Below are 20,574 nucleotides of genomic sequence, written 5' to 3'. Positions count from 1 at the left end.
TAACGAACTCCTGAAGGTGGAACCGACTTATCCTTGAGTGCGGCACCATTGGGCCGGATCACTAGGGCGACCCTGCTGACGAATAGCGAAATACAACGCCGGTGTGTCCTGTCCACCACTGTTGCCAACAGTAGAGATGGCTTCACCGGCTTTAACAATGTCCCCGGCGGCTTTGAGCAATGTCTGATTGTGGCCATACAGACTCAAATAACCGTTGCCATGGTCGAGAATGACCAGAAGCCCGGCGCCGCGCAACCAGTCTGCGAAGACCACCCGACCGCCGTGCACAGCATGAACCTGACTCCCCGCCGAAGCGCTGATCATTACGCCGTCCCACGTGGAACGAGCGTCATCACCGCGGGCTTCACCGAAGCGTGCCAGTAATCGACCATCAACAGGCCAGGGAAGTTTGCCTTTGACTGCAGAGAAAGCTCCGCCGTATGAAGCGCCAGCACTGGAAACCATGGCGCCTGGCGCTTTGGCCGGACGTTTTGGTGCATCATCGCTGTCGGTTCGGCTGCTGCTTTTGCTACTGCTGTTGGCTTGCGCCTGGGCTTCGCGCTGACGTTTTTCTTCAGCCTCACGTTCAGCGACCAATGCTCTCTGTCTGGCTTCTTCAGCCTCTTTGGCCTGACGTGCAAGGGTTTCTTCGATGGTTTTCAGAACTTTGCCCAGTTCAGCTTGTTCCTGCTGCCGTGCCTGAAGCTTCTGATCCCGCGACTTGTAGTCCTGATTTAGCTTGGCCAGTGCCGCCTGGCGTTCCTGGCGAACCTTGTCGAGTTCTTCGTGCTGGGTTTCCAGCGAGCTCTTCTGCACCAGCAGTTGCGCCTGTTGCAGGTCGATATCTTTTTCAACGCCTGCGAGCTGGCGCAGTGTTTCATTAAAGGTGCGCAGCTGAGTCAGGCGCGCCTGGCTCATGTAATCGTAGTAGGTCAGCGTCCGGGCGAATTTTTCCGGATGTTGTTGGTTGAGCAGCAGCTTCAAGTATTCCTGACGACCGCTTTGATACGCAGCCCGGGCCTGAATGGCGATCAGCCGTTGTTGCTCAACGCGTGCGCTCTGGAGTTTGCTTTTTTCCTGGTTCAGCCGATTGAGCTCGGCTTCGGTCTTTTTTAGTTCCTTTTGCAGGACCTCGACCTGCTTTTCCAGCTTACCCATTTCGGTTTCAGTGCCACGCAGGTCCTTCTGGACGCCGGCTTTCTCTTTCTGCAAGTCGCCAAGCGCTTTTTGCAGCTCGGTGACATCCTGACGCGCTGCGTCAATCTGTTTCTGGGTGAGCGCCCGCTGATCGTCGGCAAACGCCGGATTGAGCAGGCAGATCAAAGCAAGGGTGATCAAGGCGCGAAGCATGGGGGTGGGCGATACCGAGGAATTGTGAAAAAAAGTGTCAGGCTTAGTATGCCCGCCACACGCTGCAAAAAAAACGCCTCGTATGAGGCCTGACAGATAAAAAACCGGCATATGGCTAAGCGACATGCCGGTTTGGAGCGTTTTTACGCGTCAACAAGGATCGAATGGCCGGTCATTTCTTCCGGTTTTTCCAGGCCCATGAGTTTCAGCATGGTTGGCGCGACATCGGCCAGAACTCCGCCTTCGCGCACTTTCAGATTGCGCTTGCCTATATAAACGAAAGGCACGGGTTCGGACGTGTGCGCGGTGTGCGCCTGGCCGGTGTGGTCATCGGTCATTTGCTCGACGTTGCCGTGGTCAGCCGTCAGCAAGGCTTCGCCGCCGACTTTTTCCAGCGCCTCGGTGATGCGCCCGACGCAGACGTCCAGGCATTCAACGGCCTTGATTGCTGCTTCCATGATGCCGCTGTGGCCCACCATGTCGCCGTTGGCGTAGTTGACGATAATCACGTCATAACGTTGGTGCTCGATGGCATCGACGATTTTGTCGGTGACTTCCGGCGCGCTCATTTCAGGCTGCAGATCGTAGGTCGCGACTTTCGGCGACGGGATCAGGATGCGCTCTTCGCCCGGGAACTCTTCCTCGCGGCCGCCCGAGAAGAAGAAGGTCACATGCGCGTATTTTTCGGTTTCCGCGATGCGCAGTTGGGTCTTGCCGTTGGCGGCCAGGTATTCACCCAACACGTTTTTCAGGCTGCCTGCTGCAAACGCGGACGGCGCAGGGATGCTGGCTGCGTATTGGGTCAACATCACATAGTTGACCTTCGGCTGGCGGGCGCGCTCGAAGTCCTTGAAATCGTCTTCGACGAATACACGGGTGATTTCCCGGGCACGGTCGGCACGGAAGTTCATGAACACCACGGCGTCGCCGTCTTCCACTGTGACCTTGTCACCAATGCTGGTGGCTTTGACGAACTCATCGTTTTCGCCGCGCTCATAGGCCGCTTCAAGGCCCGCTACGCTGCTGGAGGCATTGAATTCCGATGCACCATCAACAATCAGGTTGTACGCCGCTGATACACGGTCCCAACGATTGTCGCGGTCCATGGCGAAGTAACGACCAATGATGCTGGCGATCCGGCCTTTGCCCAGGCGGGTAAAAGTGGAGTCCAGCAGTTCGAGGGATTTCTGCGCGCTGCGCGGTGGCGTATCACGACCGTCGAGGAAGGCGTGCAGGTAGATTTTTTCTGCGCCGCGCTGGGCCGCCAGTTCTGCCATGGCCACCAGATGATCCTGATGGCTGTGAACGCCACCGTCCGACAGCAGGCCGAGAATGTGTAAGGCCTTGCCTGCACCAACGGCTTTATCCACTGCGCTACAAATAGTGGGGTTCTGGAAGAACTCGCCATCGCGAATGGCTTTGGTGACTCGAGTGAAATCCTGATAAACCACTCGCCCGGCACCCAGGTTCATGTGGCCGACTTCGGAGTTGCCCATCTGACCGTCCGGTAGACCGACATCCATGCCCGAACCCGAGATCAGGCCGTTAGGCATCGACTTGTACAGGCGGTCCATGACCGGCATTTTGGCTGCCAGAATGGCGTTGCCCTCATGGCTCTCGCTGTGTCCGAAGCCGTCCAGAATGATCAGGACCAAAGGTTTTGGCGTGGTAGTCATAGATCCCACTCGTGGCTGAAAAAGTAAGTTGGAGAACAGATCGGCATTTTAGGGGCTGTTGATCTGCAATTGCGAGCCGCGATACCGGAGTTATCGGTTCTGGCGCGATGTCGTATGGGCTTGATCGACCTCATTGTCTGACGGGCTTTGGCCGACCTTGGCTGCTGTGTATACTGGCCGACATTTTAACGCCCTGGAACCTACTGATGCTTCAGCACCTGCTTGCTTTTGCTACCAACCACTATTTGATCACTGGCGCTTTCATCATTTTGCTGGGGATGCTGATCGCCTACGAATTGAGCAAGGGCGGTCGCAGCCTGAGCACAGGTGAACTGACCGCGCTGGTCAACAAGGATCAGGCCGTGATCATCGATATCCGCTCCCCCAAGGATTTCGCCACAGGCCACATCGTAGGTGCCCTGAACTTCCCGAACGACAAGGTCCTGACCCGCACCAGCGAGCTGGAAAAGCACAAGGCCAAGACTCTTATCATCGTCGACGCAATGGGCCAGCAGGCTGGCTCTGTCGCGCGCGAGCTGCTCAAATCCGGTTTTACGGCAGCCAAGCTGTCCGGCGGTGTCTCCACCTGGCGCGCAGATAATCTGCCTTTGGTGAAGTGAAATGGCTGAAGTCATCGTCTATTCCAGCGATTATTGCCCTTACTGCACTCGCGCCAAGCAATTGTTGCAGAACAAGCATGTGGCTTTCGAAGAGATCAGAGTCGATGGCAAGCCGCAAGTTCGCGCCGAAATGGTGAAAAAATCTGGCCGTACCTCTGTTCCGCAGATATGGATCGGTACGACCCATGTAGGTGGATGCGACGATCTTTTCGCCCTGGAGCGCGCCGGCAAGCTTGATGAGCTGCTCTGAGCCTGACTCCAACCCTCTTTCCAGAACTTAAACGTTAAAAGGACCCGAGATGACTGATCAACCGACAAACGGCACCGCTACCAACGAAGAAGATGCTCCGCAATTCTCGTTGCAGCGTATCTACGTTCGCGACCTGTCGTTCGAAGCGCCAAAAAGCCCTGCAATCTTCCGTCAGGAATGGACGCCTACCGTCAGCCTCGACCTGAACACTCGTCAGAAGCCGCTGGAAGGTGATTTCTACGAAGTGGTGCTGACGTTGTCGGTTACCGTCAACAACGGTGACGAAGTGGCTTTCATCGTTGAAGTGCAGCAAGCCGGCATCTTCCTGATCAAAGGCCTGGATCAAGGTTCGATGAGCCATACGCTGGGTGCTTTCTGCCCGAATATTCTGTTCCCGTATGCTCGCGAAACCATCGACAGCCTGGTCGTCCGTGGTTCTTTCCCGGCGCTGATGCTGTCCCCGGTGAACTTCGATGCCCTGTACGCGCAAGAACTGCAGCGCATGCAGGCTGCTGGCGAAACACCTACTGTTCAGTAAGTGTTTTAGCTGGACCCAAAAAAGCGCCTTTTGAGGCGCTTTTTTGTGGGTTATGAAGGCGTTGGAATATGACCTGTGGGAGCGAATTCATTCGCGAAAGCGGTGAGTCAGGCTCCGATGATGGTGACTGACACACCCGCCTTCGCGAATGAATTCGCTCCCACAGGGAAAGACCACGTCTACTTGAATCCCAACTGCCGCCAGCCTTCATACACTGCCACGGCAACGGTGTTGGATAGATTCAGGCTCCGACAACCCTCACGCATCGGCAAGCGCAGTCGCTGATCGGAGGGCAGGGCATCCAGAACTTCAGCCGGCAGGCCGCGACTTTCCGGGCCGAACAGGAAAGCGTCACCTTCCTGAAAGCTGGCGTCGTGGAAGGGGCGAGAGCCTTTTGTGGTAAAAGCAAACAGCCGCGGATGACCGATGCTTTCCAGGCAACTGGCGAGGTCGGGATGGGTCTGCAAAGTGGCGAACTCGTGATAATCGAGCCCGGCGCGGCGCAGGCGTTTGTCATCCAGTTCGAAGCCCAAGGGCTCGATCAAATGCAGGGTGCTGCCGGTATTGGCGCACAGCCTGATGACATTGCCGGTATTCGGCGGAATTTCTGGTTGAAAAAGGATGACGTGAAACATGCACGGCTCCGAGCTGAAGAATGGGGAGCATTCTACCCCTGAAGAGGACCCGCGGCCGAAGCTATGGCCAAAGGTTCTGGGTTCGCTGGCAATTGTCGGGCTTTTGGTCGGCTTGATGATCGGGCGTCTTACCGAGCCGACTCCGCTGGAACTGCTGCAGATAGAGGAACAGCCGACCGGGCTTGCCTTGTGGTTCAACCGTGAACCTGAGGTTGTGCCTGAGCACCAGGACGGAACGTTCGCCATGCGCTTTGCGGCCAAAGGTCAGCCGTGGAGAGGGCAACTGAAGGTCAACGGAAAGGATGTGCGCTGGAAGCTGGAGCGGGACAAGAAGGATTTGCTGCTGACTCTGCTGGCGGCCCGTCCTCTGCACGGCGACTTGCGCGGTGCGGAGCTGGACGGGCGCTGGAGACTGGAGGTCAGTCTCCGAGAGGAATAAAAGAGGGGAATCCCCGGCCTGCCTGTACCAAGGTCCCCAAAACTGGTGATACGTAACCTATTGCAGGCGTCGTGCCAGTTTTGAAATTTCTGCTTTCAAAAATATTTGCCTGTCCTGTTTCGTGCCCCCCAAGCCCGTGTTTTCGGGCTTCTCGAGTGTTTCATTCACTTATCAAATGTGTGTTCAGCGTCCATTCAGGCTGCCGGATCGGGATGGGCCTGAGTTTTGCCGAACTCGAAAACCGCTTCGTTATGGTGCAAACCTGGCGTTGGATGCACGGTTTTAACGTTTCCCAATTACGCCGCACGACAACAATTTCCCGATTTTGTTCGCTGCGCTCGCTGTCAGGTGCCCTCCCGCAGCCCCAAAATCGGCCGACAGATGGACCTGAAACGGCCGTTTCAAACTTTTCTCAGAACAAATTTTACGGGGCTACGTCCGGGTGATGACAACTGTAACAATCCGTGATGTACCCTCTGCGCCTCAATGATTGCGGGGATTTGAGTGGTTGTTGAGCTGTTTTGGGTGGGCTGATTCCAGAGAGCAGGCCGGTCGCTTTTTGCTTTCCGTTCGACCAGTCAGAATGATCTGACGAACGGCAGTGAAATATTATTTAGGAATTAGTGAAACAGCTCGATACACTCAATGACGGATGGATCCGACATGGTATGTGACATATAACCGACAGGTCTTAAAAGCTCAGTAATAATTCTTTTTCGATTTGTTAAATGTTCACTACCCTGCGACCACCGTGACCGGTGGGTCATTGGTCTTGAGGCGCTGATTAACCATTGGCTTCGGTCGGGTTTAGCGCTAACCGTAAATTTTTGGGTCAGAGCGTCCCAGGGCCTCGGCACCAGAAATTATAAAAAATTAAGATTCACGAGGAGCGATTCATGAAGAAGTCCACTCTGGCCATGGCTGTAGCCTTCGGCGTTATGGCTCAGCAGGCCGGTGCAGCAGGTTTTATTGAAGACAGCAAAGCGTCCGTTAGTTCGCGTACTCTGTATTTCAACAGCGACCCACGTGAAGGCACTGGCAACCGTACCGAAGAAACAGCAACTGGTTTGAAATTCGACTACCTGTCCGGTTTCACCCAGGGCACTGTTGGCTTTGGTCTGGACTTGCAGGCATTGGTTGGTATTCACCTTGACGGTGGTCGCGGTCATCACGGCGTTAACGGTGCTATCACTCCTAGTGAAGACTTTGCAACCAAAGACGGTAACGCTACTGCTAAATCCGTTGACGAGTGGACTCGTATTGGCGGTAACGCCAAGGCTCGCTTCTCGAAAACCGAACTTCGTCTGGGTAACGCGTTGGCACCGAACCTGCCAATTCTCGTTTCGAACGATGGTCGTTTGCTGCCATCTGCCTTTCAAGGCGGCATCGTAACTTCTAAAGAGCTGGAAGGTGTTACCTTCACCGCTGGCCAACTGGACAAGACCATTGGCCGTGCGTCGAGCAACTGGACAGGGTTGTCCGTTAACGGCGCAACTGAAGAAAGCGATCACTTCCGTTTCGCGGGCGCTGATTGGAAAGTCACTAAAGACCTGACTTTGCAGTACTACTTCGCCAACCTGGAAGACTTCTACAAACAGCACTTCCTGGGTCTGGTGCACGTGTTGCCACTGGGTGAAGATCAGTCCTTCAAGACAGACCTCCGCTACTTCAACAGCAGTGCTGACGGCAAGAACGACGACGCTACCGCTGGTTATCGCTTCAACAACAACAGCGGTTACGCCAAAAATGCTGGCCAGGTTGACAACAGCACTTGGTCCGCAATGTTCACCTACGCCTTGGGTGGTCACGCGTTGATGGTCGGTCACCAGCAAGTCGGTGATGACGGCGGTATGGTCTTCCTGAACCAGGGTAGCCTTACCAATGACCGCGGTCGCAACGAAGGTAACGGTGGTTCGAGCTTCTACCTCTTCACTGACTCCATGGTCGATGGCTTTAACCGTGCTGGTACCAACACTACCTTCGGTCAGTACTCCTACGACTTCGCACGTGTAGGCGTTCCGGGCCTGAAAGCCGCAATCGCTTACCTGCATGGCGATGACATTCGTGGCAACACCAATGCTACCCGCAACAACGACTACTCTCAGTGGGAACGCGATATGCGCGTTGACTACGTGATCCAGAGCGGTCCATTGAAAGGCTTCGGTACTACACTGCGTCATGGTTCGTACCGTGCCGATGCTGGTCTGAACGGCGCAACCGATACCGATCAAACTCGTTTGATCTTCAACTACACCTACGCTTTCAAATAAGCCTGGTCAGTTGAAAAGGAACCCCGCTTCGGCGGGGTTCTTTTTGCCTGAAATTTGATATCTCCAAACGCTATATTCAAAGCGTTATCTATTCTTTTTAATTTCTAACGAAGGGGCGCAGAGTGGCTTCAATGAATTAGCAAACATCACAACAAGGAGCCACATCCATGAGCTTGCGACTTGGCGATATCGCCCCTGATTTTGAACAGGATTCCAGCGAAGGTCGTATCCGGTTTCACGAATGGCTGGGTAACAGCTGGGGCGTGTTGTTCTCCCACCCCGCTGACTTCACCCCGGTCTGCACCACCGAATTGGGCTTCACCGCCAAGCTCAAGGACGAGTTTGCCAAGCGCAGCGTGAAGGCCATTGCGCTCTCTGTGGATCCAGTCGATTCCCACGTGAAGTGGATCGACGACATCAACGAAACCCAGAACACCCGAGTCAATTTCCCGATCCTGGCCGATGCGGATCGCAAGGTGTCCGAGCTGTACGATCTGATCCACCCCAACGCCAGTGAAACCCTGACCGTGCGTTCTCTGTTCGTGATTGATCCGAACAAGAAGGTGCGTCTGACCATCACTTATCCGGCCAGTACCGGGCGTAACTTCAACGAGATTCTGCGGGTCATCGACTCCTTGCAACTCACCGACAACCACAAAGTCGCCACGCCCGCTAACTGGGTCGACGGTGATGACGTGGTGATCGTGCCTTCGCTCAAGGATGAAGACGAGATCAAGCAACGCTTTCCAAAAGGCTATAGAGCCGTCAAACCGTACCTGCGTCTGACGCCACAGCCTAATCGCTGAATCACCCTTCCACGACAGATGGGGTTAGCTTGGGCCGATTCGTCGGCCCTTTTTTATATGTCTCGAATAACACTGGATCCCCTTGTGGGAGCAGAGCTTGCTCGCGATAAGGGCGGCACAGATATCAGGTCAATCGCGTCCAGTCCTATCGCGAGCAAGCTCTGCTCCCACAAAAATCATGCAATCCCTTCATATGCATTTAAAGAATAACCAAATGAAAAAATAAGATTTATGGATATAAAAAATCACTGATATGGTCACTGCAATTCAACAAAACCCTCACACCTTACTCGTCCGCCAACGGGCCAGCAGGTGCCACTGAATTAGCAAAGGAGCGCGCCATGCGCACAGCTATTTTGCGTCAAGGTTTGGTCGCTCTGTTTGCCGCAGCGGTCGCCTTCGGCGCTGTCACCCAGGCACAGGCCGAGACCTTGCGTATCGGTTATCAGAAGTACGGCACGCTGGTGCTGCTCAAGGCCAAAGGCACGCTGGAGAAGCGTCTGGCCGAGCAAGGCGTGCAAGTGCAATGGACCGAGTTTCCCGGTGGCCCTCAATTGCTTGAAGGTCTGAACGTCGGCTCCATTGATTTTGGTGTGACGGGCGAAACGCCGCCGGTGTTTGCCCAGGCCGCGGGTGCTGATCTGGTGTATGTCGCTTACGAGCCTCCCGCGCCGACCAGCGAAGCGATTCTGGTACCCAAGGACTCACCGATCACTTCCGTCAAAGAGCTCAAAGGCAAGAAAGTCGTCCTCAACAAAGGCTCCAACGTGCATTACCTGTTGGTCAAAGCCCTTGAAGATGCTGGCCTGAAATACACCGATATCCAGACTGTGTTCCTGCCGCCAGCCGATGCCCGCGCGGCATTCGAGCGTGGCAGCGTTGATGCCTGGGTTATCTGGGATCCCTACCAGTCAGCTGCCGAGCAACAACTGCAAGCGAAAACCCTGCGCGATGGCACCGGGATTGTGGATAACCACCAGTTCTATCTGGCGACCAAGCCTTATGCTCAGAAAAACCCGAAAGTCGTTCAGGCGCTGATTGAAGAAGTTCGCGCGGTAGGGGAGTGGTCCAAGGTTCACCCCGAAGAGGTGACCAAACAGGTTGCTCCTCTGCTCGGTCTGCCTGCGGATATCACCCTGACGTCGGTCAAACGCCAAGGCTACGGAGCGCTGTTCCTGACGCCGCAAGTGGTCGCCTCGCAGCAAAAAATCGCTGATACGTTTTATCAGCTCAAGTTGATTCCAAAGCCGCTGAACATCGCGGATGTGGTCTGGACGCCGCCCGCCGCCGTCGCGAAAGCGCCGTAATCAGTCGGACCCTGAGGAGACAACTCCATGAGCACTAGTGCTTCGCAACGAACAATCCAGCGCCTCGCGCCTTGGGCTCTGCCGATTCTGCTGCTGGCTATCTGGCAGCTGTCGGTCAGCGCTGGCTGGCTGTCCACCCGCATTCTGCCTGCGCCGAGCGCGGTCATAGAGGCGGGCGTCAATCTGGTTTCCAGTGGTGAAATCTGGACCCATCTGGCAATCAGCGGCTGGCGCGCAGGCGTCGGCTTCGCTATCGGTGGCGGCATTGGCCTGGCACTGGGTTTTATCACCGGCCTGTCGAAATGGGGCGAACGCCTGCTGGACAGCTCGGTACAGATGATCCGTAACATCCCTCATCTGGCGCTGATCCCGCTGGTGATTCTGTGGTTCGGCATCGACGAAACCGCCAAGGTCTTTCTGGTCGCATTGGGCACCTTGTTCCCGATTTACCTGAATACTTATCACGGGATTCGCAACATTGATCCCGCGCTGGTCGAGATGTCCCGCAGCTATGGTTTGTCCGGCTTCGGTCTGTTCTGGCATGTGATTCTGCCAGGGGCGATGCCTTCGATTCTGGTCGGCGTGCGCTTCGCATTGGGCTTTATGTGGTTGACGCTGATCGTCGCTGAAACCATTTCTGCCAGCTCCGGTATTGGCTACCTGGCAATGAACGCCCGGGAATTCCTGCAAACGGACGTCGTGGTACTGGCCATCGTGCTGTACGCAATATTGGGCAAGCTGGCCGACCTGGCTGCGCGTGGTCTGGAGCGCGTTTGCCTGCGCTGGCACCCGGCCTATCAAGTGACTAAAGGCGGTGCCGCATGAGCAGCTTGAAACAGCAACAGCCCGCGCATCTGCTGCGCGGCATCCCTCTGGCGGTTCAACAGCTGAAGAAAGCGTTCGGCAGCCGTGAAGTGTTGAAGAACATCGATCTGCACATTCCGGCCGGGCAGTTCGTTGCCGTGGTCGGCCGCAGCGGTTGTGGCAAAAGTACGCTGCTGCGTTTGCTGGCCGGGCTCGACAAGCCAACTGCCGGGCAACTGTTGGCGGGTTCTGGTGCATTGGCTGACGCCCGTGAAGACACGCGCCTCATGTTCCAGGAAGCGCGTCTATTGCCCTGGAAGAAGATCATCGACAACGTCGGCCTCGGTCTCAGCGGAGACTGGCGCGGTAAAGCACTGGAAGCTCTTGAGGCGGTGGGCCTGGCCGAACGAGCCGAGGAATGGCCAGCGGCATTGTCCGGTGGGCAGAAGCAGCGTGTGGCTCTGGCTCGTGCGCTGATTCACCAACCACGCCTGCTGTTGCTCGATGAGCCACTGGGGGCGCTGGATGCCTTGACCCGTATCGAAATGCAGCAACTGATTGAAAACCTCTGGCGCAAACATGGCTTCACCGTGTTGTTGGTGACCCATGACGTCAGCGAAGCCGTTGCGATTGCTGATCGCGTGATTCTTATCGAGGAAGGGCGTATCGGCCTGGACTTGCTGGTTGATCTGCCGCGCCCACGTGCCCGCGGCTCGCATCGTCTGGCCAACCTTGAAGCGCAAGTGCTCGAACGAGTGCTGTCGTTGCCTGGCTCGCCTCCTGAACCTGATCCCGTTTCACCGCTGCCTACGCAACTGCGTTGGGCCAATTAACCGACCGTTACCCATCAATCCCACACAGGAAGATCATCATGACTATTAAAGCCATCAACGTTCGTAACCAGTTCAAAGGCACCATCAAGGAAATCGTCGAAGGCGACGTACTGTCGGAAATCGACGTGCAGACTGCTTCGGGTATCGTGACTTCAGTCATCACAACCCGCTCGGTAAAAGAGCTGGAGCTGGTGGTAGGCAGTGAAGTGATCGCGTTCGTGAAATCCACCGAGGTTTCCATCGCCAAGCTGTGACCGATGCGCAAAAAACAACCCCGGACGGTGAATGCCCTCCGGGGTTTTTTGTTGGAGCGCATGGCTGTAGGAGCCCTCCCTTCATGCAGACAGCGCTGTCGCCCTGCTAAAAAGGAGTCTGTGGGAGTGAGCTTGCTCGCGATAGCGTTAGATCTGTTAAGAAGATGTCATCTGACCTGACGCTATCGCGAGCAAGCTCACTCCTACAGAAAATCGTCTAAAACTCAGATGGTTATTGATGATAGTCCACGAGCTGCTACAGGAGATTGTGTTTGTGGATAAACGCACTGGCCTTCTCGGCGAACATCAGCGGTTGATCTTCCATCAGAAAATGACCCGCATTGTCGATGAGCTGCAACGTCGAGCCGGGAATGTCGCCGTGCAAGCGGTGGGCGTAACTTGATGGCTGCCATTCATCTTCGGCACCCCAAAGGATCTGCACCGGAATGTTCAGCTCGGGCAGGCGTTGCGCGAAGTCTTCCGTGTAGCGCGAGTCGTAATGCGCGACCTGATTCTTGTAAAAGCCTTGCTGGCCGATGAGGCCGGTGATCGGTGCCAGGTAAGCTTCAAGCAACTCGCCTTCCATGATGCTTTTATTGAAAACCGCCATAAGCAGCTGGCGGATCATTAATTGCCGATGCTCGTCTGCGTTCATTACGGCATGTTCTGCGTAGTGCGCGCGGATGTGCTGCCAGCTTGCAGATGGCCACGAGTCGTAGCTGACGATATCGGCAATGGTCAGGGACAAGAAACGTTCAGGTGCTTCGATCGCCAACCGAAGCGCAACGCCTCCACCAATGTCGTGGGCGATCACATGCGTGCGCTTCAGCCCCCAGTGATCCAGCAACTGTTCCAACAGGATCCGTTGGGCTGCTACTGACGTGTCCTGGTTTTGCGGAAACTCCGAGGCGCCGAAACCCAGCAGATCGAACAGGTGCACTTTCAGCCCGGCAGCTACCAGTTCGGGGACAACGTTGCGCCAGATGATCGAGTGCGCAGGCGTGCCGTGCAGCAGGACAACCGGCAGCCCTTCGCCGTGGCAGCCAGTAGCGATACGTCGCCCTTCGATGATCACCTGATGATTGAGCAGTGGGTTGTTCATGTGCGTGGTCTCCGAGACGTTGATGACGGATTCAGCGTATCGAAGGGGTTTTCATGACGCCAATGACAACTTATGCTGCTGGAATTCGATTTTTGTCATGTGCATGTTTGCATTCGGAATGGAGCAAGCTCCCAGCTCATATTGATCGCAATCTTCTGTGGGAGCCGGGCTTGCCCGCGATAAAGACACCCTGGTCTAGATGCCACACCGCATCGCCCGTATCGCGAGCAAGCTCTGCTCCCACATGGACCGCGCTATTCCGTAGGACCGGCCGGGCGGCGTTCCGCTTTAGCCGGGAGAGCGGCATTTCAGGCGAAGGGCATATGGCGAATTTACTGGCCTTCTCGCGGCTAAAGCCGCTCCTACGACGAATTCGTTTACAGGGGTAAATTGTGAATCAACGCCTCCCCATCGACGTACTCCGGGCTCTACGCAGCATTGTCGAGCTGGGCAGTGTGACCCGCGCAGCCGAAAGCCTGAACCTCACTCAGTCCGCGGTCAGCTGGAAGATCAAGCGATTGGAGAAGCAGCTCGGACGTCTGCTGATTTGTCGTGAAGGCCAGCGTCTGGTTGCGACCAGCGACGGTGCCGAGTTGCTGATTCATGCGCGGCGCATCCTCAATTCCCACGACGAAGCGCTGGCGCTGTTTGCGCCATCCACCCTTGAAGGCACCGTCCGACTGGGCGTAACCGAGCAGGCTTCGCTCGCTCAGTTGTCACCGATATTGGCGAAGTTTTCCAGGCAGCACGGTAATGTCGACGTTCGTGTCGTCGTCGAACAGAGTCAGGCGCTGCGCGAGTCTTTGATCAACGGCGCGCTGGATCTGGCCTTGCATCAGGATTTCGCTCACGGGCTGAGTACTGAAGATCACTTGCTGTGGAGTGAACGGCTGAACTGGTGCGTGCCTGCCGGTTGGGAATACAGCCCTGACACGACGGTTGCTCTCGTGACCTACGGGGCAGGATGTTTCTACGGCAATCTGGCGCAGGATCGTCTTCAGGGAGCAGGTATTCGCTGCAAGGTGGCGGTGCAGTGCCCCTCGACTGAGGGCGTGTTGTCGGCCATATCGGCAGGCCTGGGCATCGGGTTGGTGACGGCGAGCAATGTCGATAAACGCGTCGAGATCAATCATTTGTTCGAGCGCAGTATGCCGTTGCCAGAAGTGGCTAACGTGTTGCGTTTTAGCCAGCGCAAGCACGATCCGGTATTACAGGCATTGCAGCAGATGCTGGCGCAGACGTTGACGCGTGTCCGGGACGAGTCGCCGACTCCTGCGTGAAAATCAAGCCGTCAGTGGCTGCTCTCTTTTCGGCAGGCAGGGCGGTAAATACAGGCCGATATACGCATCAAACACCCGCATCCCTTCCTCCGCCATGCGCGGCGTGATTTCGTCATGCAATTGCATCGAGCGTGCGTACACCCGGTCGCCTAGCTCCATGGCCAGGGCGAACACGTCAACATCGCCCGGTAATACCGGCAGCGCGAAGTGTCGCTCAAAGACCTCGAGCATCAAGTGCCCCAGTTCGATGTCGTGCTGACGATCCGCCTGGGTGATTTCGGTCAGGCCATGCTGGGCGAGGATTAACTGACGAGCAGCCGCATCGGCGTTGTAGATGTCCAGCATGCGTTGTTCGACTATGCGTGACAGATCACGCCAGCTCGTGAGCGAGTTGTGTTCGATGGGCGCTTGCAGGCTGGCGCGAAAGGCAGCGTGGATATCAGCCGTCAGTGCTTCCAGCAGGGCGGGAACACTGGCAAAAAAGTGGTAAACGGATGACGGCGGAATCTGTGCCCGTTCGGCCACGCTGTAGATCGACAGGCTTGCGACACCTTCAGCCGCCAGCAACTCGCGTGCGGCTTCAAGGATCGAGCCGATCCGGGCCTGACTGGCTGCGCGCGGTTTGCGGGAGGTGACGGGGCGGGTCATGTGGCGTTCTCGTGGGCGGGGCTGCGGAGATTGTACAGCGGTGATGGATTCAATGCTTTCGCGAATGAATTCGCTCCCACGGGGATCACATCGCACATCTGTGGGAGCGAATTCATTCGCGAAGAGGCCGGTTCAGACGCAGAAAGCTCCACACAAAAAAACGCCGCACAACCTCTCGGCTATGCGGCGTTTTTTATGCTTCATACCATCATTTAAACGGTATGCAGGTACCAGTTGTACTCAAGGTCGGAGATGGAGTGTTCAAACTCTTCCAGCTCACTTTCCTTGCAGGCGACGAAGATATCGATGTATTTAGGATCGATGTACTTGGCCATGACTTCACTGTCGTCCAGCTCCCGCAATGCATCGCGCAGGTTGTTGGGCAGGCTTTGTTCGTTCTGCTCGTAAGAGTTGCCCGAAACCGGCGCGCCTGGTTCGATCTTGTTGGTCAGGCCGTGATGCACGCCCGCCAGAACAGAAGCCATCAACAGATAAGGGTTGGCGTCGGCACCCGCAACACGGTGCTCGATACGTACCGCGTCGGCAGTGCCGGTTGGTACTCGTACGGCCACGGTACGGTTATCCAGGCCCCAGCTCGGGGAGTTGGGCACATAGAACTGAGCACCAAACCGGCGATACGAATTGACGTTCGGGCAAAGGAACGCCATCTGTGCCGGTAGGGTCTCGAGCACACCGCCGATGGCATGACGTAACGCGGCGTTCTGCTCGGGATCCTCGCTGGTGAAGATATTCTTGCCATCGCGATCCAGGATCGAGATGTGTACATGCAAACCGTTACCTGCCTGGCCCGGGTAAGGCTTGGCCATGAAGGTGGTGTCCATCTCATGGTCGTAGGCGATGTTCTTGATCAGGCGCTTGAGCAGTACTGCGTAGTCACACGCTTTGATCGGGTCGGCAACGTGGTGCAGGTTGACTTCAAACTGGGCTGGAGCACTTTCCTTGACGATGGCGTCAGCAGGAATCCCTTGCTCCTTGGCACCTTCCAGAATGTCCTGGAGGCAGTCGACGTATTCGTCGAGGTCGTCGATCAGGTAGACCTGTGTCGAGTGCGGGCGTTTGCCGGAAATCGGTGAGCGGGGTGGTTGCGGACGGCCGTTTACGTTCTCCTGATCGATCAGGTAGAACTCCAGCTCGAAAGCGGCGCAAATCGTCAGGCCCATTTCGTCGAACTTGGTCACGACCTGGCGCAACACTTCACGCGGGTCAGCGAAAAACGGGTCACCTTCCAGTTCGTGCATGGTCATCAACAATTGCGCGGTAGGGCGCTTCTGCCAAGGCTCATTACACAGGGTGTCAGGGATTGGATAACAGATTCGGTCAGCATCACCGATATCCAGACCCAGGCCGGTACTTTCGACCGTCGAGCCATTGATATCCAGGGCAAATAAAGAGGCAGGCAGGTTAATGCCCTTCTCGTAAACCTTATGGAGGCTGGTGCGTTCAATGCGCTTGCCGCGCACCACACCATTCATATCTGCAATCAGAAGGTCAACGTACAGAACCTCAGGATGTTCCTTAAGGAACGCGTTCGCTTCGTTAAGCTGAACGGCACGCGGGGGTACCGACATGATGCAACACCTTTGTTGTTAAAAATATCAATCATCGAGCTTTACGGGTTTCAGTCAATCCGAAAGCCATGATGAAGTCAATAGAGCCTTCCCTTGCCCCGAAAGGGCGCAAAAAGGCCGTTTTTGCCGCAAATCAGGGCAAGTATTTAACAGCGGAAGGCTACGGATTACGGGGCTTTCACGGTGCCTGTTCGATTTCTAAAGGCCTGTTGTGTAAAAAAACGAACAAGGCTAAGCTCGATTGCAACCCAGAACAGCAACAACACGGGGGTCCCATGTCACGCCTGCCCTTGATCGGCGTCACCGCCTGCACCAAGCAGATCGGTCATCATGCTTATCATGTTTCTGGCGACAAGTACGTCCGCGCGGTAGCAGTGGCTGCCAAGGGCATGCCGTTGATTCTGCCTTCACTTGGCCCCTTGCTGGACCCCGCTGACATTCTTTCCAGTCTCGATGGACTGCTGTTTACCGGTTCGCCTTCCAATGTCGAACCCTACCACTATAGTGGCCCAGCCAGTGCGCCGGGTACTGCTCATGATCCCGAACGCGACCGCACCACCTTACCGCTTATTCGTGCTGCCGTGGCAGCCGGTGTTCCGGTTTTAGGCATTTGCCGTGGTTTTCAGGAGATGAATGTGGCGTTTGGTGGCAGCCTGCATCAGCGCGTCCATGAAACTGAAGGCTTTATGGATCATCGTGAACCCGACAATGAACCGGTAGAAATCCAGTACGCGCCGAGTCATCCCATGCGCGTTCAGCAGGGTGGTGTGCTGGATGCATTGGGGCTGGCGAGTGAAATCCGCGTCAATTCGATTCATGGACAAGGTATCGAGCGTCTGGCACCGGGTCTGCGGGTTGAGGCCCTCGCACCCGATGGCCTGATTGAGGCCGTCTCGGTCCAGGGCAGTCCGGGCTTTGCGCTGGGCGTGCAATGGCATCCCGAGTGGCAAGTTACAGCGAACCCTGATTACCTTGTCATCTTCCAGGCGTTTGGCGATGCCTGCCGTAAACGAGCACTACAACGCGACGCCGATGCGTCAAATAACGCCTGATTCGCGATCAGGACTCTGACCACCTGAGGTATTTATGAGTACCAACCTCGACCAGCTCACCGATTGGTTGAAAGAACACAAGATCACCGAAGTCGAATGCATGATTGCCGACCTGACCGGGATCACTCGCGGCAAGATTTCTCCCACCAACAAATTCATTGCCGAGAAGGGCATGCGCTTGCCGGAGAGCGTATTGCTGCAGACGGTAACCGGTGACTACGTCGAAGACGACATCTATTACGAATTGCTCGACCCGGCAGACATCGACATGTTCTGCCGTCCGGATGCCAACGCGGTTTATGTAGTGCCCTGGGCCATCGAGCCCACCGCGCAGGTCATCCACGACACCTACGACAAGCAGGGCAACCCCATTGAGCTGTCGCCGCGTAACGTCTTGAAGAAAGTCCTCAAGCTCTACGCCGATCAAGGCTGGCAGCCCATTGTTGCGCCGGAGATGGAGTTTTACCTGACCAAGCGCAGCGACGACCCTGACTACCCGTTGCAGCCGCCAGTCGGGCGCTCCGGGCGTCCTGAGACGGGTCGTCAGTCGTTCTCCATCGAAGCAGCCAACGAGTTCGATCCGCTATTCGAAGACGTCTATGACTGGTGCGAACTGCAAAATCTCGACCTGGATACACTGATCCATGAAGACGGCACGGCGCAGATGGAAATCAATTTCCGTCACGGTGACGCCTTGTCGCTGGCCGATCAGATTCTGGTATTCAAGCGCACCATGCGCGAAGCGGCCCTCAAGCACGATGTCGCAGCGACGTTCATGGCCAAGCCGATGACGGGCGAGCCTGGCAGCGCCATGCATTTGCACCAGAGCATCATCGACATCAAGACTGGCAAGAACATCTTCTCCAACGAAGACGGGACCATGAGCGAGCTGTTCCTGCAGCATATCGGCGGCTTGCAGAAGCTGATCCCCGAGCTGTTGCCGCTGTTCGCGCCCAACGTCAACTCGTTCCGCCGCTTCCTGCCCGATACTTCGGCACCGGTAAACGTTGAGTGGGGCGAAGAAAACCGTACGGTTGGCTTACGTGTCCCGGATGCCGGCCCGCAGAACCGTCGTGTCGAGAACCGCTTGCCCGGCGCCGACGCCAACCCTTATCTGGCGATTGCCGCGAGTCTGCTGTGCGGTTTCATTGGGATGGTTGAACACATCAACCCGAGCGCTCCGGTCGTCGGCCGTGGTTACGAACGGCGCAACCTGCGTCTGCCGCTGACCATTGAAGATGCACTGGAGCGCATGGAAAACAGCAAGACCGTCGAGAAATACCTGGGTGAGAAATTCATCAAGGGCTACGTCGCGGTCAAACGTGCCGAGCACGAAAATTTCAAACGCGTCATCAGTTCGTGGGAACGCGAGTTCCTGTTGTTTGCGGTTTGATACAAGGCACCCAGATCTGAAGTGAACGCTGGACCTGTGGGAGCGAGGCTTGGTCTGGGCGGCATTCCGACGATAAGAACACCTCGGACTCAAGTGAATCGCGTCCAGCCTTATCGTCGGAATGCCGCCCAGACCAAGCCTCGCTCCCACATCAAAACCGTGTTCCAGCTTGGATGCTCTTAAGCACTACAAGCTAAAAGCATATGGAGTTGTGTAATGAGTTCCAAAAACCCGCAAACCCTCGAATGGCAGGCCTTGAGCAGTGAGCATCACCTGGCCCCGTTCAGCGATTACAAGCAACTCAAAGAGGTTGGCCCTCGGATCATCACCCGTTCCAGCGGGGTTTATCTGTGGGACAGCGAGGGCAACAAGATCCTTGATGGCATGTCCGGCCTATGGTGTGTCGCCATCGGTTATGGCCGCGAAGAACTGGCCGATGCAGCCGCCAAGCAGATGCGCGAACTGCCTTACTACAACCTGTTCTTCATGACGGCTCACCCGCCGGTGCTGGAGTTGGCCAAAGTTATCTCCGAAATCGCCCCTGAAGGCATGAACCATGTGTTCTTCACCGGTTCCGGCTCGGAAGGCAACGACACCATGTTGCGCATGGTTCGCCACTATTGGGCAATCAAAGGCCAGCCGAACAAGAAAACCATCATCAGCCGGGTCAACGGTTACCACGGCTCGACAGTCGCGGGCGCAAGCCTGGGTGGCATGACCTACATGCACGAGCAGGGCGACTTGCCGATCCCGGGCATCGTGCATATCCCGCAGCCGTACTGGTTTGGTGAAGGCGGTGACATGACGCCGGACGAGTTCGGTATCTGGGCTGCCGAGCAACTGGAGAAGAAAATTCTCGAACTGGGCGTGGACAACGTCGGTGCGTTTATTGCCGAGCCAATTCAGGGTGCGGGCGGCGTTATCGTGCCACCTGATACCTACTGGCCTAAGGTCAAAGAGATCCTCGACAAGTACGACATCCTGTTCGTCGCCGACGAAGTGATCTGTGGGTTTGGCCGTACGGGTGAGTGGTTTGGTAGCGACTTCTGCGGCCTCAAGCCGGACATGATGACCATCGCCAAAGGCCTGACCTCAGGCTACATCCCTATGGGCGGGTTGATCGTGCGTGACGAAGTGGTGGCTGTGCTCAACGAAGGCGGCGACTTCAATCACGGCTTTACGTATTCAGGGCATCCGGTGGCTGCGGCCGTGGCGCTGGAGAACATTCGCATCCTGCGTGAAGAGAAAATCGTCGAACGCGTCAATGCGGAAACGGCACCATACTTGCAGAAACGTCTACGTGAGCTGAGCGATCACCCGCTGGTGGGTGAGGTCCGTGGTGTGGGCTTGTTGGGGGCCATTGAGCTGGTCAAGGACAAGACAACCCGCGAGCGTTACACCGGTAAAGGGGCGGGCATGATTTGTCGAACCTTCTGCTTCAACAATGGCCTGATTATGCGGGCTGTAGGCGACACCATGATTATCGCGCCACCGTTGGTGATCAGTTTTGCGGAAATTGATGAGTTGGTCGAGAAGGCCCGCAAGTGCCTGGATCTGACGTTGGCTGAGCTGCAAGGTTAGGCCGGTCTTGAACTGTGGGAGCCGGGCTTGCCCGCGATAAGGCTGGACGCGATCTAAAGTGAACCGCGTCCAGCCTTATCGCGGGCAAGCCCAGCTCCCACATGAGATGGCATCCCCCTGTCTACAGCGGATCGGGCTCCCCTCACA

The 20,574-nt window shown here is 56.2% G+C and carries 20 protein-coding genes; 14 read left to right on the top strand and 6 right to left on the bottom strand.

The genetic code is table 11. The features are described from left to right. Positions 1 to 27: 27 nt before the first annotated feature. Positions 28 to 1,350 carry a murein hydrolase activator EnvC family protein gene (locus KDX30_RS20120; protein WP_027898926.1) on the bottom strand — a complete coding sequence of 441 codons (1,323 nt, stop codon included), beginning with the start codon at positions 1,348 to 1,350 and terminating at the stop codon, positions 28 to 30. Between the two features lie 143 nt (positions 1,351 to 1,493). Continuing rightward, positions 1,494 to 3,026 carry a 2,3-bisphosphoglycerate-independent phosphoglycerate mutase gene (gene gpmI, locus KDX30_RS20115; protein WP_231677319.1) on the bottom strand — a complete coding sequence of 511 codons (1,533 nt, stop codon included), beginning with the start codon at positions 3,024 to 3,026 and terminating at the stop codon, positions 1,494 to 1,496. 206 nt (positions 3,027 to 3,232) lie between these two features. On the opposite strand from gpmI, the gene KDX30_RS20110 reads away from it, so the two are divergent. The 3 genes from KDX30_RS20110 to secB are packed head-to-tail and all read left to right on the top strand — an operon-like array spanning position 3,233 to position 4,434. Further along, on the top strand, positions 3,233 to 3,646 hold the full coding sequence (locus tag KDX30_RS20110; RefSeq protein ID WP_027898928.1) for a rhodanese-like domain-containing protein: 414 nt from the start codon (positions 3,233 to 3,235) through the stop codon (positions 3,644 to 3,646). A gap of 1 nt (position 3,647) precedes the next feature. Then, entirely contained in the window at positions 3,648 to 3,896 is a 249-nt protein-coding gene (gene grxC, locus KDX30_RS20105; RefSeq protein ID WP_027898929.1) for a glutaredoxin 3, read from the top strand. Positions 3,897 to 3,945: 49 nt separating this feature from the next. Then, positions 3,946 to 4,434 (top strand): protein-export chaperone SecB, encoded by a 489-nt coding sequence (secB, locus tag KDX30_RS20100; RefSeq protein WP_027898930.1) that lies wholly within the window; start codon positions 3,946 to 3,948, stop codon positions 4,432 to 4,434. Between the two features lie 179 nt (positions 4,435 to 4,613). Here secB and trmL read toward each other — a convergent pair whose 3' ends face one another. Next, complete coding sequence (gene trmL / locus KDX30_RS20095; RefSeq protein WP_027898931.1) at positions 4,614 to 5,069, bottom strand: tRNA (uridine(34)/cytosine(34)/5-carboxymethylaminomethyluridine(34)-2'-O)-methyltransferase TrmL; 456 nt, start codon at positions 5,067 to 5,069, stop codon at positions 4,614 to 4,616. On the opposite strand from trmL, the gene KDX30_RS20090 reads away from it, so the two are divergent. From KDX30_RS20090 to KDX30_RS20060, 7 genes are all read left to right on the top strand, one after another. After that, complete coding sequence (locus tag KDX30_RS20090) at positions 5,068 to 5,508, top strand: hypothetical protein (RefSeq protein WP_099267904.1); 441 nt, start codon at positions 5,068 to 5,070, stop codon at positions 5,506 to 5,508. The two genes, trmL and KDX30_RS20090, sit on opposite strands and share 2 nt — an antisense overlap. Before the next feature lie 896 nt (positions 5,509 to 6,404). Continuing rightward, positions 6,405 to 7,778: an OprD family outer membrane porin gene (locus tag KDX30_RS20085; RefSeq protein WP_099267905.1), complete on the top strand. Its 1,374-nt coding sequence runs from the start codon at positions 6,405 to 6,407 to the stop codon at positions 7,776 to 7,778. A 167-nt stretch (positions 7,779 to 7,945) separates the two neighbouring features. Beyond that, positions 7,946 to 8,584 carry a peroxiredoxin gene (locus tag KDX30_RS20080; RefSeq protein WP_231677318.1) on the top strand — a complete coding sequence of 213 codons (639 nt, stop codon included), beginning with the start codon at positions 7,946 to 7,948 and terminating at the stop codon, positions 8,582 to 8,584. Positions 8,585 to 8,925: 341 nt separating this feature from the next. Continuing rightward, on the top strand, positions 8,926 to 9,891 hold the full coding sequence (locus KDX30_RS20075) for a sulfonate ABC transporter substrate-binding protein (RefSeq protein WP_231677317.1): 966 nt from the start codon (positions 8,926 to 8,928) through the stop codon (positions 9,889 to 9,891). Between the two features lie 27 nt (positions 9,892 to 9,918). Next, complete coding sequence (gene ssuC, locus KDX30_RS20070) at positions 9,919 to 10,716, top strand: aliphatic sulfonate ABC transporter permease SsuC (RefSeq protein ID WP_027902267.1); 798 nt, start codon at positions 9,919 to 9,921, stop codon at positions 10,714 to 10,716. Beyond that, complete coding sequence (ssuB, locus tag KDX30_RS20065) at positions 10,713 to 11,528, top strand: aliphatic sulfonates ABC transporter ATP-binding protein (RefSeq protein ID WP_027902266.1); 816 nt, start codon at positions 10,713 to 10,715, stop codon at positions 11,526 to 11,528. Before ssuC ends, ssuB begins: the two co-directional genes overlap by 4 nt. Before the next feature lie 38 nt (positions 11,529 to 11,566). Beyond that, on the top strand, positions 11,567 to 11,782 hold the full coding sequence (locus KDX30_RS20060; RefSeq protein ID WP_020291765.1) for a TOBE domain-containing protein: 216 nt from the start codon (positions 11,567 to 11,569) through the stop codon (positions 11,780 to 11,782). Positions 11,783 to 12,038: 256 nt separating this feature from the next. Here the strand turns inward: KDX30_RS20060 and KDX30_RS20055 are convergent, their stop codons facing one another. Continuing rightward, a complete protein-coding gene (locus KDX30_RS20055) occupies positions 12,039 to 12,884 on the bottom strand; it encodes an alpha/beta fold hydrolase (protein ID WP_231677316.1) in 846 nt (281 codons plus the stop codon). A 392-nt stretch (positions 12,885 to 13,276) separates the two neighbouring features. Here KDX30_RS20055 and KDX30_RS20050 point away from each other — a divergent pair, with 392 nt between their 5' ends. Beyond that, the gene (locus KDX30_RS20050) at positions 13,277 to 14,164 is read left to right on the top strand and encodes a LysR family transcriptional regulator (protein ID WP_231677315.1); all 888 of its coding nucleotides are present in this window, start codon (positions 13,277 to 13,279) and stop codon (positions 14,162 to 14,164) included. A gap of 3 nt (positions 14,165 to 14,167) precedes the next feature. Here the strand turns inward: KDX30_RS20050 and KDX30_RS20045 are convergent, their stop codons facing one another. Together KDX30_RS20045 and KDX30_RS20040 are read right to left on the bottom strand one after the other, a co-directional pair. After that, the gene (locus KDX30_RS20045) at positions 14,168 to 14,812 is read right to left on the bottom strand and encodes a TetR/AcrR family transcriptional regulator (RefSeq protein ID WP_231677314.1); all 645 of its coding nucleotides are present in this window, start codon (positions 14,810 to 14,812) and stop codon (positions 14,168 to 14,170) included. A 212-nt stretch (positions 14,813 to 15,024) separates the two neighbouring features. Continuing rightward, the gene (locus tag KDX30_RS20040; RefSeq protein ID WP_099267909.1) at positions 15,025 to 16,401 is read right to left on the bottom strand and encodes a glutamine synthetase family protein; all 1,377 of its coding nucleotides are present in this window, start codon (positions 16,399 to 16,401) and stop codon (positions 15,025 to 15,027) included. Between the two features lie 275 nt (positions 16,402 to 16,676). On the opposite strand from KDX30_RS20040, the gene KDX30_RS20035 reads away from it, so the two are divergent. The 3 genes from KDX30_RS20035 (at position 16,677) to KDX30_RS20025 (ending at position 20,427) form a co-directional block, all read left to right on the top strand. Then, positions 16,677 to 17,453 carry a gamma-glutamyl-gamma-aminobutyrate hydrolase family protein gene (locus KDX30_RS20035; RefSeq protein ID WP_231677313.1) on the top strand — a complete coding sequence of 259 codons (777 nt, stop codon included), beginning with the start codon at positions 16,677 to 16,679 and terminating at the stop codon, positions 17,451 to 17,453. A 34-nt stretch (positions 17,454 to 17,487) separates the two neighbouring features. Then, the gene (locus tag KDX30_RS20030; RefSeq protein ID WP_027900697.1) at positions 17,488 to 18,846 is read left to right on the top strand and encodes a glutamine synthetase family protein; all 1,359 of its coding nucleotides are present in this window, start codon (positions 17,488 to 17,490) and stop codon (positions 18,844 to 18,846) included. Between the two features lie 216 nt (positions 18,847 to 19,062). After that, on the top strand, positions 19,063 to 20,427 hold the full coding sequence (locus KDX30_RS20025; protein ID WP_231677312.1) for an aspartate aminotransferase family protein: 1,365 nt from the start codon (positions 19,063 to 19,065) through the stop codon (positions 20,425 to 20,427). Positions 20,428 to 20,574: the final 147 nt, after the last annotated feature.

Origin of the sequence: Pseudomonas quasicaspiana (assembly GCF_021147825.1) — a bacterium.
Lineage (GTDB): Bacteria > Pseudomonadota > Gammaproteobacteria > Pseudomonadales > Pseudomonadaceae > Aquipseudomonas > Aquipseudomonas quasicaspiana.
Note: the sequence above shows the minus strand (reverse complement) of the source record. Positions and strands in the feature narration are given on the sequence as shown.